Source organism: Ruegeria sp. HKCCD7303 (genome assembly GCF_013111185.1).
In the GTDB taxonomy this organism is placed as follows: domain Bacteria; phylum Pseudomonadota; class Alphaproteobacteria; order Rhodobacterales; family Rhodobacteraceae; genus Ruegeria.
Window position 1 is genome coordinate 639,642 of the sequence record NZ_WVRE01000002.1, and the last position, 13,148, is coordinate 652,789.

Sequence of the window (13,148 nt, forward strand, 5' to 3'; positions counted from 1 at the left end):
ACGCAATCACACCTCATCCCCGGTATCGGGATCCAAATCAGCCTCTGTCATATCCACGGGCCTGTTCGAAAGAGTGTTTGGCGTGCTTGGCTCAGGCTTAACAGGCCCCTGCTTTTCATTTTCAGCAGGTTGGAGAGCTTCAGGATTGCGCAACCAAACATCTCGCTGAGCAAAGGGAATCTCAATCCCGGCTTCTGCGAATCTGCGGTTGATTTCATGGTTCATGTCCGATTTCACGGACAATACCCAGTTCACATCACGCAAGATTGCGCGGATCTCGAAATCCAGGGAATCCGCACCAAACCCTTGGAAAACAACGCTGGGTGCAGGGTTGGCCAAAACCATCGGGTGGTTATTAGCAACCTCGCCCAGAATGGTTTCAACCTGTCGCGTATCAGTGCCATACGCTACGCCCACAGGAACGATGACGCGTCCGATCGTGTTGCCACGTGTATAGTTGGTCACCACGCCGCTGATCAAATCCGAGTTCGGAACGATAACATCGGTTCGGTCAAAGGTTTCAATCGTGGTCGACCGAACCGAGATGTCACGGACATAACCCATCATCCCGTTCACATCGATCCAGTCCCCCTTCGAGATCGGGCGCTCGACCAGAAGAATGATGCCCGACACAAAATTGGACACGATCGTTTGCAGGCCAAAGCCGATCCCAACAGACAGTGCACCCGCAACAATGGCCAGCGATGACAAATCAAAGCCTGCCACCATGATTGCGATCAGCGCGGCTATCGTGATCCCGACATAACCAGACCCGGATACAATTGCGTTCTGACCACCGGGGTCGATTTTGGTTTTCGGAAGAAGCGAATTGCGCAAGCCGCTTTGCAACAGTCGCGTCAGGGTGTAGCCGATCGCAAAAACAGCAACAAAGGTCAGGAAATTGGTGGGAGAGATTGTGACGCCACCAATGTCAAATCCAAGCAGCAACCGCGACCATGCTTCCAGCAGATCAGTTTTACGCGCGCCCCAGTATATCGCCAGAATAGGCAACGCGATGATGGCCAGTGCAAATCCAACCAATACCGAAAACAGCGAATCCCGCGCCGCGTCTCCTTGCCCGGTGATCCAACCGTAAACTTGACTGATAAATCGTTGCAGGATGACCAGCGCGCCGATCAGCACAAGTGTTTTCACCGCTGGAAACACGATGGCTTCAGAGGCATTGGTGTACCCGAAGATCGCAAGGACAGGAGAACTGATGCCCAAGAGGAACAACGCCCGACGCAAGAACTCTACGACTTGACTGAAACCCGCAGAGCCGGTTGCAGCAGATTGATCTGAGCTGTCTGTTGATCGAATCTGGCGTATTCGCAAAAGCAACAACGCTGTTGCGACGATAATCGGAAAACTTACGACGGCACGGGTCGCGTCGGAAACGTTTTCAATACGTTCAAACAAAAGCGCCATTCCGTGCAGAACCAACAGCACAGCGAGTAGATCGATATACACGCGAAGTTCGGAAATTCGCGCAGCAGACAACCTTTTGAACCCTTGTGACGCCCCAATCACATATGCTTGACGACCAATCCAGTCATAAAACAAAATGATCGCTGCCCAATAAGGGACGTTTTCCAGAAGCAAGCTTCCCCTCAACCCGGTCACGCCGGTGAGGCTGATTGCTACGACCACGGCCAACACCCCAACCCAAGGCAGCAGAATGCGAAATAGGGATATGGCAAAAGACCATACACCCGTACCGGCACCAGCCAGGGACCTCAAATAATCCCCACCCCGTTCAGACCAACGTTTACCAAAGATGAGCAGTACAGCCGCAATGACCAACAATACAAAGATCGCCAGTCCGCGATCACGAATCTGTTCACGTACGACGTCTGATCGCAGATTGGTTACCGTTTCATTTGTCAGGCTCTGGATTGCTTCTTTGATATCCACCCATGCTGGGCCCCAGTGTGACGGGTTTATCGGCGATGGACCCTGCTCAAAGAATTCTTTTTTTTGCCGTGTGCGCAGGATTTGGTCTATTTCGCTGATCAGCCCATTTGCACGGCTGTAAGCCTCTTCAGATATGATACGCGGCACACGGAGGCTGTTTAGCTGTTCTTCAAGATGGGCCCGAAGCTGAGCTATGTCTTCAGGCTCGGGCGCGTCCCCTTCGGGTTTTGGACCCAAAGCCTTGATTTGACTTTGCAACGTGTTGATACGGTCAGTATTTGCTCCGCGTGCTCGATTGAAGTCGTCCCTGTAATTGTTTATTTCGGAACGTAAATTCTCTAACGCCGCGTCCGAGGCGCGGTTCGCCTCGATCACGGATTCAGCTCGGTCCGCCGTTCTTAGCCACCCCTGGTAGTACTCGCTTTGCCGATCGGTCAACTGCGCATTCGCGCTGCTTGTGAACCCAACAAGGCACAAAAATACCAGGACCAAAAACAGGCGGACCTGTGCCAGCATCACACGTCCTCGAATACGCCGGGAATACTACGGGGGGCCTCTGTCATCCAATCCGGCACAGGCAATTCTTTTTCACGCAGGAATTCCGGATTAAACAGTTTGGACTGATAGCGTGTGCCATAGTCACAGAGAATAGTAACGATGGTATGGCCCGGCCCCAATTCTTTGGCCAGACGTACCGCACCGGCCATGTTGATCGCGGTCGAGCCCCCCATGACCAGACCTTCTTCGCGCAGCAGGTTAAAGATATACGGCAGCGCTTCGTTGTCGCTCATCTGGTATGCGAAGTCCGGTTTAAACCCTTCCAGGTTCTTTGTGATGCGAACCTGACCGATGCCTTCGGCAATCGAGCCCCCCTCCATCGCGATTTCGCCGGTGGTATAATAGGAATAAAGCCCTGCCCCCATCGGATCGACCAGACCGATCTTAACACCCTTGGGCTGCAGCGCCTCGGCCACGCCGGCCAACGTTCCACCAGATCCTACGGCACAGACAAAACCATCGACCTTGCCGTCCGTCTGTTCCCAAATTTCAGGGCCTGTTGTTTCCACATGCGCCTGACGGTTGGCCACATTGTCAAATTGGTTGGCCCAAATCGCGCCATTGGGTTCGGTCTTGGCCAACTTCTCGGCCAAACGGCGCGAGTAATGCACGAAATTGTTGGGGTTGCGGTAAGGCGCGGCAGGAACCTGCACAAGCTGAGCGCCTGCCAGACGCAGCATGTCTTTCTTTTCTTCGGACTGGGTTTCAGGGATGACAATCACTGTCTTGAACCCCATCGAAGCTCCGACCAGGGCCAGGCCGATCCCCGTGTTGCCTGCTGTCCCTTCGACAATTGTTCCGCCGGGTTTCAATTCGCCCCGCGCAATCGCATCCCGGATAATATACAGCGCCGCACGGTCCTTGACGGACTGGCCAGGGTTCATGAACTCGGCCTTCCCCAGGATTTCGCAACCGGTTTCTTCACTGATGCGCTTTAACCGGATCAGCGGTGTTTTCCCGACTGCGTCGGCAAGGTCTCGTGCAATGCGCATGGCGCCCTCTTGTCGTTTGGTATCGAAGAAGATTTACAGCCGCGCCGCCGTGACCACAAGCGTGATAGTCATACACGCAGCCTGTCGCGATGACGGGCCAGCCAGTAAGCCAGAGCAACCAATTGTACGTCCTTGAAAACATGACGGTCTGCCATGTCGATGAACGCGTCGAAAGGCAGGATCTGACTGCGAATGTCTTCGCCTTCGGTATCGAGACCGCCGGTGTTTGTCGTATGGGTCAAATCTCCCAATCCGACATACAGATACATGAAGCCGGTGGATGACCCGCTTGAGGAATAGGCCCCACCCGCGTATTCCAACCGATCGAATTTTACACCGGCTTCCTCCATCGCTTCACGATGCACGGCCTGTTCGGGTTCTTCGCCCGGGTCTATCATCCCTGCCACGGCCTCCCAAAGCCACGGTTCGGGGTCGTTAATCAAAAAAGCGGGTGGCCTGAATTGTTCGACCACAAGCACCGTATCCCGCGCCGGGTCGTAGGGCAGAACGGACACGGCACTACCTTGCATCAAGCTGCCCCGATGCAGCACAGGCCCCATTGAACCATCATGCTGGCGGTGTTGAAGGTCGACTTCCTCCATCCCGAAATAGTTGACATAGGCGCGATCGTGACGATGCACGATGACATCCTTATTTGTATCTCTTGGGTCGCCTGTGCGCCGTTTGTCCGCAAGAATTTTGGCCCAAGCCCGGGTTTGAATGGCGCGAATGTTACCTGCCATCACCTCTGGCTCGATCCTGCCAAAATACGCCATCTCTTCTTCAGCGGCCAAAGCCGTGATGTCACCCAGCCTGTCTGCCCATCCCTGCAAAGACCATTGTCCATCCGGTTCCCAACTACCGGGTGCGGGAAAAAAGACCTTTGCCTCACGCTTGTTTCCGTCGTGCAGATCAACTGTCACAGGGGTCAGGTCGTAGTCGAACGCTCCTTCATAAAATGCCAACCTGGCCAGATCCTCAGACGACAAATCCTGAACAAACACGCCATGCGCGCTGTCGCCAGACAAAGGCAGGATCATCGGGAAATCCTGCCCTTTCACTGCGTGAACAGCGTGATCAGGCAGAACCGCCGATTGAACGGAAATATCTTGTAGCGGACGTCCCAGAACGCGTTCAAGCAAGGGTAAATGCCGAAGCGTTCCGTAGAAAAACAAATCAGACAAATTCAATCTCTCAGGTGGCAGTTCGCATCAGCGCCATTGGCGATGGGCCTGTTCAGTGGCCAGACCAGCGACAACTGCTCCAACGGCAAATGCGATCAAAATTTCGGGGACCATCAGCAACTTGCCATACTCGATACCAATCTGGAAAATGGCCATGACCGCCTCAAACGGACCGCCATATCTATTGCGCATGGCAAGGCGGAACATCTCGTAGCAGCCCTGTACGAACAAGGCCCAAAATACCAACGACGCCACACCTGTCAGGCCGTTGTTGATGCCCGCCGTCCATCCTCGTCCGGCGCGCTTGCCCATGATTGTCCAGCCACAGGCCGCGCCAAGCGCCATGTTTACATAGGTAAAGTACCCATAGTCCTTACCCTCTTCACCATTGTCGATGATCATCCCTGAGACGATGAAGGCCAGCACGACAAGGCAAACAGCGGCAACAAGACGCGAGGCAGTGGGCATATGACGGTCCGTTCGTTAACTTGGTTTTGCTATGGTGATCTGTGTCACATCACAATTGCTTGTGTCAAAGGCCGCGCCACATGCGGTCAAATAATAATTCCACATGCGGCGAAAACGCTCATCAAAACCCATTTCAGCGATCTGGTCCCACTTGGAATTGAACGTCTCGTACCAGCGGCGCAGTGTCAGGTCATAGCTTTTGCCAAACTCTTTGGATTTAACCACGCTCAATCCGGCTTGGTCGATCTGCTGCCGCAGGATCGAGGGGGACGGTAACATACCCCCCGGGAAGATATATTTCTGAATGAAATCAACACCGTTCTTGTAATAGTCCCAGCGATGATCGCCCACGGTGATGATCTGCAATGTCGCTTGTGCGCCAGGCTTCAGCCGGTCACGAACAGTTTCGAAATAGACCGGCCAGTACTTTTGACCCACTGCCTCGAACATCTCGATTGAAGCAATACCGTCATACAAGCCCTTTTCGTCGCGATAGTCTTGCAACTTGAACTCCACCTGACCATTTAATCCTGCGTTGTCAATGCGTTCCTTGGCGAATTTAAACTGTTCCTGGCTGATGGTCAGACAGGTCACACGCAGACCACGCTCTTTGGCCGCATATTCCGCAAACCCACCCCAGCCGCAGCCGATTTCCAGAATATGATCGCCGGGTTTGACGCCCATCTCATCCACAAGGCTTGCATATTTGGCGGTCTGTGCCTTTTCTAAACTCTCCTGCCCGGTCTCGAAAATCGCACTGGAATAGGTCATGGTTTCATCCAGCCAAAGGCTGTAGAAATCATTGCCCAGATCGTAGTGGTACGAGATGTTCTTTTTCGCCTGCGTCCGGTTGTTACGGTGCAACCAGAACCGAAGCCGCTCGTAGGCTTGCACTAGGAATTTGCCGGTAAACCCGTCATACACGGTCTCGGATCCCAGATGCACAAGGTCCATGAACGAGCGCAGGTCGGGCGTGCTCCAGTGGCCATCCAGATAGGCATCGGAAAAGCCCAACTCGCCCTCTCGTACCAGGCGCGCAAAGATATCGCCGTCATGAACGTGGACCTCAGCAACCGGCCCCGGCTTGGCTCCTTCGGCGCGGAATGTGCGACCATCGGGTAAAACGATATCAAGCCGCCCGTATTCCATTTTGGTCAGCATCTTGAAAACTTGAGCAAAATATCTGGGCAAGTCTTTTTGCCCTTCAGTCGTCGTCAGGATCATCCGCTCTCCCCTTTGCGGTGTCGATATTAAGCTAGGCCGCGATTTTGTTTCTGGCAAGTTTTCAATTCCTTAGTGGGTTTTTCGGCTTTCATAAGCGCCAAGCGCGCGGCTTCGACCCTCTGCCAAAGCAACAACTGGCGCTGGGTAGTCTGCGTCCTCGTGCAGGTTCCAGGACCGGGGGACCGCTTTAAAATAGGAACGGGCCGTTGCGCTGGGTTTTCTATGGCCTTCGGCAATCCAGCGCCTCAGATAAGCGCCGTCCGGGTCAAATTTCTCAGCCTGCGTCTGAGGGTTGAAAATCCGGAAAAACGGCGCGGCATCAGGGCCAGAACCCGCCACCCATTGCCATCCCATCGCGTTGCAGGCCGGATCCCAGTCGATCAGGCACTCCTCGAACCATTGCATCCCGATTTTCCAGTGTGTCATCAGATGCTTGGTCAAATAGCTGGCCACGATCATCCGCGCCCGGTTGTGCATCCGGCCTGTCACATACATCTGGCGCAAACCAGCATCGACCACAGGGATACCGGTTCTGGCCTGTGTCCATGCAATAACGTCCGGATGTTCGGGGTCCGTGTTCCACGGAAAACTATCCCATTCTGGCTTCCAATTGTCGCTTAGCAGATGCGGCGTGTGGTACATAAGGTGATAGGCAAACTCACGCCACACCAACTGACGCAAGAAAGCCTCGGTGCCCGAAACCCCCATCAAAGCAGCTTGGTGGACCCGGTGCCAAACCGTGCGCGGGCCAAGCTCGCCCAGCGACAGGTATTCAGATAAGTTCGATGTTCCGTCCTGATCCAGCCGGTCACGCTGGCTGGAATACTTTGAAACGCGGTCCAGAAACTCGTCCAGATGATCGCGGGCGGCCTGCTCGCCAGGTTGAACGAAAGGTCGCACAACGGCTGCGCCCCGGTTCATTGCACGCCCCATCTGCCACGCGTTCAGATCCTCAGTTGCAGGCCAGGTGTCAGGTGATTGCAAACGCGTCACCTTCGCAGCGGGCGCAGGAACGTCCCGGCCCTGAACCGCGCGCCACATGGGGGTGTAAACGCGAAAGGGCTGACCGGCCTTGGTTGCGACTGTCCAAGGCTCAAACAGCAAATGCCCGGCAAAGGACTTGGCTGTCACACCTTGCTCGGTCAACGCGGCCTTGATCTCTGTGTCACGCTCAATCGAGGCCAGATCATAAGAACGCGACCAATAGACCGAAGTGGCGCCGGTCTCTGCCACTATGTTTTGCAATTGAGCCAGCGCATCCCCGCTTCGCAGGATCAAACGGCTGTCCAGTCGCGCCAATCCCTCGGCAAGCGCGCCCAATCCTAACTCAAGACGCCATTTTGGTGCCGAACCCAGGCGTCCAACAAGGTCATCGCAAACAAAGACCGGAATAACCGGGCGACCACTCTCAGCCGCTGCTGTTAAGGCTGGATGGTCCGACAGGCGCAGATCCCGCCGGAACCAAATAATGATCGGAGTTTGCCCGTGTGCCATGTTTGCCCTGCTGTTTTCTTCGTATACGAAGGCTCAGGGATAATGGATCACAAAACGCGTTCAAGCGCCTCTAAAAGTTGATCAATTTCCTGTTGCGATGTGTAATGCGTAAAGCTGACCCGAAGCACGCCCTGTGCCGGGTCAACCCCCATGGCTTGCAACGGGCGCACGGCATAGAAGTCTCCGCCACCTGCCATAACGCCGTGTTGCGCCAACTCTGCGGCAACAGTTTCAGCCGGTCGATTTAACGACATCGCAACTGTTGGCGCGCGCCGAGTGGCGTCAGATGTGCCGATCAAACGCACTGCGTTGCGATCCTTGACCGCGTCCAGCACCGGCTGCAGCAAGGACACTTCCTGACCGCGCATCAGGTCATGTACAAAAGCGCCTTGTGCGGCGGCATCAGAGATCGGCCCGCCATGGTGCGCACTCAGCAATTCCACATAATCCGCCATGCCCGCACAGGCAGCGATCTGCGCGTGATCCGGACCGGCCGGGGTGAACCGTTTATACAAAACGTCACCGTTAAAATAATGCGCCTGATTGGGAAGCAACTCTCCTATTGTGCGTCGGATGACCATGCAGCCCTGATGCGGGCCATAGGTTTTATAAGTCGAAAACAGGTAGATATCTGGCCCAAGGTCACCAACATTCGGAAAACCATGCGGGGCGTACGAAACGCCGTCAACGCAGACAAACGCGCCTGCCGCGTGGGCAATTGCGGTGATTTCCGTCACTGGATTGATCTCACCTACAACGTTTGAACAATGCGGGAAACAGACCAGACGCACCCTTTCGTCCAGCATATTTTCAAGGTCTTCGGGCTTTAACGAACCGGTTTCAGGGTCAATCTGCCATTCGCGAATTTCGATCCCCTCATCGGCCAATCTACGCCAAGGGCCAGAATTTGCCTCATGATCCTGATTGGTCACGACGATGGCTTCGCCGGGCTTCATCCATTGCCGGAACGCCTGCGCCAAAACATAGGTATTTTGCGTGGTCGAAGGGCCGAAACTTAGCTCATCGGTGTCGACCCCCAGGATTGCGGCCATACGCGCTCGTGCTTCATACATTTCGGCCCCTGCCAAACGGCTGACCTCGTAAGGCGCATAAGGCTGAACTTTGCGTTGCGTGTAGAACCGCGTCAGTCGGTCAATCACCGGTTGACACGTGTACGACCCACCGGCGTTTTCAAAAAAAGCCTGACCTTGCAAGCTGGGTTCGGAAAAAGCTGGGAATTGCGCCCGAACAAAATCGATATCAAGAGAGCTCATGCCTCTTTGCTCCTTAGTTTTTGCAGTCAGATCAATGAGATGCCCGCTCATGTTTCCAGACACCTCAGAAATCATGGCAGGTCTTCCAGCCCAGCCTGTCGTTACGCCGAAGAAAGGCGCACCACACGGCAGCTCTTTGATAAGAAAGAGCAGTAGTACTTAGACAGCCGCTTCCATAACCGTCAAGTCGCTGCAAAAAAAAGAAAACCCCGGAAAGAACCCGAGGTTTACATCGCGCGTTGGAACGGGATTTAGCCCTGAACTTTGGTGTACGTCCCCTCGCCCGCCAAAATGCCACGGAAACCACCGGGCTCATCCAAGCCGAAAACGATCAGGGGCAGGTTGTTGTCCCGCGCCAGCGCAATCGCCGAGGCATCCATAACACGCAGTCGCTTAGCCAGCACATCATCGTATGAGACGGTATCATAGCGTACCGCGTCAGCATGTTCTTTGGGGTCTTTGTCGTATACGCCATCAACACCGTTCTTGCCCATAAAGATCGCCTCACACGCCATTTCATTGGCACGCAGGGTGGCGGCGGTGTCCGTAGTAAAATACGGGTTACCGGTTCCGGCTGCAAAAATACAGACCCGCTTTTTCTCAAGGTGGCGCACGGCGCGGCGACGAATGTAGGGCTCGCACACCTCATCCATGCGAATGGCCGAGATCACACGCGTGAACACCCCGATTTCTTCCAGTGCCGACTGCATTCCCAGCGCGTTCATAACCGTGGCCAACATGCCCATATAATCTGCCGTGGTTCGTTCCATGCCCTGAGCTGATCCGCTCAGGCCACGGAAGATATTGCCGCCGCCGATGACCATGCAGATCTCAACGCCCAGATCGTGAACCGATTTCACCTCTTGCGCGATGCGCTGAACGGTTGGTGGGTGCAAGCCGAATCCCTGATCCCCCATCAATGCTTCGCCCGAGATTTTCAGCATAACTCTGTTATACTTGGTTTTCGGGGTTTCTGCGGTTTCTGATGAAGGGGAAAGGCTCATATTGCGCTCCGGGCTGGCACGGGGTTAATTTCCGGCGCAAAATGAAGCAAAAGCTCCGCAGGTTCAATGCGGTTGGTGAGGATCGAGGCAACCGCACATGGCCCAGCAATCAACAGCGCAATTATTTCGACACTTACCCGCCATCCCCGACGACAAACCGGTGCTGATTGCGGGCCCGACGGCGTCAGGAAAGTCTGCTTTGGCGCTTGAGATTGCCGAACGGTTTGGCGGTGTGATCGTTAACGCGGATGCCAGCCAGGTTTATGATTGCTGGCGCGTTGTCTCTGCCCGACCATCCGCCGAAGAAGAGGCCCGAGCCCCGCATCGCCTTTATGGTCATGTCGCATATGATCAGGATTATTCAACAGGTCATTGGCTGCGCGAGGTGATCCCTTTGCTGACCGGGGACAAGCGCCCAATCATCGTGGGCGGCACCGGTTTGTACTTTACCGCGTTGACCGAGGGCATGGCACAGATCCCGGCCACACCCCAAGCGATCCGGTCTGAGGCGGACCAGATACCGCTGCAAGAGCTAATCGACGGAATTGACAACGACACGCGATCCGGTCTGGACACACAAAACCGGGCTCGCGTGCAACGCGCCTGGGAAGTCCAACGCGCCACCGGACGAAGCCTGCTGTCTTGGCAGGCCGACACGCCACCACCGGTTTTGAACCTAAGGGACACCGTGCCAATTGTCTTCGACGTTGATAAGGCTTGGCTTTTGGCGCGAATAGAGCGTCGATTCGATCAGATGCTGGATCAAGGTGCCATCGAGGAAGTGCGCGCCATGCAGGATCGTTTTGACCCCAGCTTGCCCGCGTGCAAAGCCATCGGCGTACCCGAGCTCAGGGCCTACCTGAACGGGTCAATGACCTTGGATCAGGCTCGTGAACGCGCAACGATTGCGACACGGCAATTCGCTAAGCGTCAGCGCACCTGGTTTCGGGCGCGCATGAAAGAATGGAATCACGTCGAAATCTCACCATGATACTAAGCACATTAACGTTGCTGGGATGATCTCCTTAAGCGCCGTCAAGACACTGTTTTTAATGATTTTATTTCAAATCCACAAGTGACCCTTAACAACGGCCGCGCTCGAATCTTTACCGTCTAATGACGACAGACCACGTGTTCAACTTGGCGAGAATGTCGTTTTTGAACGTTTAATGACGAATTCGAACATTGACGTTGGCGGAATTCTGGTGCCGAATACCGTCATGGGGATGCACAGAAACCAAAAATCAAAACCCTTCAATCTGGCGACCGGTAAAAACCGGGTCGCGTAGAACCATAATCAATCAACAAAATCTAATGTCACAGGGAGACATCTATGACGAATGACGTAACCACCAATGACAAGGTACACTGGGCGGCCGAGATGCACGCACAGGAATACCGTGACGGCAAGCTGAGCCGCCGTGAGTTCCTGACCCGTGCCACCGGTCTGGGCGTTACCGCAGCCGCTGCATATGGCATGATCGGCCTTGCCGCTCCTGCTCAAGCCGAAGGCGAAGACGCCAAGAAAGAAGGCGGAACCATTCGCGTTCAACAAGAAGTACGCGCACTGAAAGATCCGCGCACTTATGACTGGTCGCAAATCGCGAACGTCTCACGCGGGACGCTGGAATATCTGGTCGAGTACAACTCGGACGGGACATTCCGCGGCATGTTGCTGGAAGGCTGGGAAGTCAACGAAGACGCAACGGTCTACACTCTGAAAGTCCGTTCGGGCGTCAAGTGGAACAATGGCGATGATTTCACCGCTGATGACGTGGCCCGCAACATCGCACGTTGGTGTGACAAGAGTTCGGAAACCAACTCGATGGCTGGTCGTTTTGCTACGCTGGTTGACGCAGATACAGGTCAGGCCGTGGAAGGCGGGATCGAAGTTGTCGACGCCAACACCGTTAAGCTGAACCTGCCTGCTTCTGATATCTCGCTGATCGCAGGTATGGCTGACTATCCGGCTGCGATCGTACACAGCTCATTCAGCGAAACTGACCTGCTGAACAACGTCGGTACGGGCCCCTACCTGATGAGTGAGCTGGAAGTCGGTGTGAAAGCGGTTCTGACGCGCAACGAAGATCACACCTGGTGGGGAGAAGAGGTCTTTGGTCGCCCTGCTTTGGACAGCATCGTATACACCGACTATGGAACCGACCCGTCAGCGTGGCTGGCGGCACTGGAGTCCGACGAAGTCGACATGCTGTATGAATCAGTTGGCGAGTTCATCGACGTGATGGACGGACTTGGCTATGTGAAGTCCGAAGTGGTCACGATGAACACCATTGTTATCCGGCCGAACCAGCTGGCCGAAATTGATGGCAAGCAAGTCTACGCGGACAAGCGCGTGCGTAAGGCTTTGCAAATGGCCGTTGACAATTCGGTCTGCCTGGAATTGGGCTTTGGTGGCCGCGGCACGCCTGCCGAAAACCACCATGTCGGCCCGATTCATCCAGATTATTACGAACTGCCACCGCAGAAAGTGGATCCTGAGGGTGCACGCGCCCTTATGGAAGAGGCCGGAATGGCCGATTTCGAACATGAGCTGATCTCGATCGACGACGACTGGCGCCGGAACACAACCGACGCCGTGGCCGCGCAGCTGCGCGACGCGGGGATCAAGGTCAAGCGGACCGTTCTGCCGGGCAACACCTTCTGGAACGACTGGGCAAAGTACCCCTACAGCTCGACCAACTGGAACCACCGTCCGCTTGGTGTTCAAATCTGGGCACTGGCCTATCGGACAGGCGAAGCGTGGAATGAATTTGGCTGGTCCAACGCCGAGTTCGACTCAATCCTGACGGAAGCTCTGGCGATCGCAGATGCGGACAAGCGCCGCGAAGTCGTCGCCAAGGGCGAGGCCTTGATCCAGGAAGAAGGTGTAACCATCCAGCCCTATTGGCGTGCGCTCTATCGCCATATGAAAGATGGTCTGGTCGGTACTGACATGCACGTGTCGTTCGAACATCATCACTACAAGTGGGGCTGGGCCGCTTAACGCCAGCCTGCTTCTCACAAGGGGCGCCTGAT

The 13,148-nt window shown here is 55.1% G+C and carries 10 protein-coding genes; 2 read left to right on the top strand and 8 right to left on the bottom strand.

What is annotated here, in order from left to right; genetic code table 11:
• Positions 1 to 6 precede the first annotated feature (6 nt).
• The 8 genes from GS630_RS07800 to pyrH all read right to left on the bottom strand — a co-directional run bounded on the left by GS630_RS07800 (position 7) and on the right by pyrH (position 10,112).
• Positions 7 to 2,430: a DUF3772 domain-containing protein gene (locus tag GS630_RS07800; protein WP_171174397.1), complete on the bottom strand. Its 2,424-nt coding sequence runs from the start codon at positions 2,428 to 2,430 to the stop codon at positions 7 to 9.
• Positions 2,430 to 3,464 (bottom strand): cysteine synthase A, encoded by a 1,035-nt coding sequence (locus GS630_RS07805; RefSeq protein ID WP_171174399.1) that lies wholly within the window; start codon positions 3,462 to 3,464, stop codon positions 2,430 to 2,432. The genes GS630_RS07800 and GS630_RS07805 overlap by 1 nt, the downstream gene beginning before the upstream one ends.
• 68 nt (positions 3,465 to 3,532) lie before the next feature.
• Positions 3,533 to 4,648, bottom strand: a complete 1,116-nt coding sequence (locus tag GS630_RS07810; RefSeq protein ID WP_171619154.1) for an NUDIX domain-containing protein — start codon at positions 4,646 to 4,648, stop codon at positions 3,533 to 3,535.
• A 27-nt stretch (positions 4,649 to 4,675) separates the two neighbouring features.
• On the bottom strand, positions 4,676 to 5,116 hold the full coding sequence (locus GS630_RS07815) for a TrgA family protein (RefSeq protein ID WP_171174403.1): 441 nt from the start codon (positions 5,114 to 5,116) through the stop codon (positions 4,676 to 4,678).
• Between the two features lie 15 nt (positions 5,117 to 5,131).
• Positions 5,132 to 6,340, bottom strand: coding sequence for a cyclopropane-fatty-acyl-phospholipid synthase family protein (locus GS630_RS07820; protein WP_171174405.1), 1,209 nt, complete (start codon positions 6,338 to 6,340; stop codon positions 5,132 to 5,134).
• A 69-nt stretch (positions 6,341 to 6,409) separates the two neighbouring features.
• On the bottom strand, positions 6,410 to 7,834 hold the full coding sequence (locus tag GS630_RS07825) for a deoxyribodipyrimidine photo-lyase (protein ID WP_171711940.1): 1,425 nt from the start codon (positions 7,832 to 7,834) through the stop codon (positions 6,410 to 6,412).
• Between the two features lie 47 nt (positions 7,835 to 7,881).
• Entirely contained in the window at positions 7,882 to 9,108 is a 1,227-nt protein-coding gene (locus GS630_RS07830) for an aminotransferase class V-fold PLP-dependent enzyme (RefSeq protein ID WP_171619158.1), read from the bottom strand.
• Positions 9,109 to 9,359: 251 nt separating this feature from the next.
• Positions 9,360 to 10,112 (bottom strand): UMP kinase, encoded by a 753-nt coding sequence (gene pyrH, locus GS630_RS07835; RefSeq protein WP_171174412.1) that lies wholly within the window; start codon positions 10,110 to 10,112, stop codon positions 9,360 to 9,362.
• Positions 10,113 to 10,209: 97 nt separating this feature from the next.
• Here pyrH and miaA point away from each other — a divergent pair, with 97 nt between their 5' ends.
• Positions 10,210 to 11,103 carry a tRNA (adenosine(37)-N6)-dimethylallyltransferase MiaA gene (gene miaA / locus GS630_RS07840; RefSeq protein WP_171619160.1) on the top strand — a complete coding sequence of 298 codons (894 nt, stop codon included), beginning with the start codon at positions 10,210 to 10,212 and terminating at the stop codon, positions 11,101 to 11,103.
• Positions 11,104 to 11,445: 342 nt separating this feature from the next.
• A complete protein-coding gene (locus tag GS630_RS07845) occupies positions 11,446 to 13,116 on the top strand; it encodes an ABC transporter substrate-binding protein (protein WP_171174416.1) in 1,671 nt (556 codons plus the stop codon).
• Positions 13,117 to 13,148 lie beyond the last annotated feature (32 nt).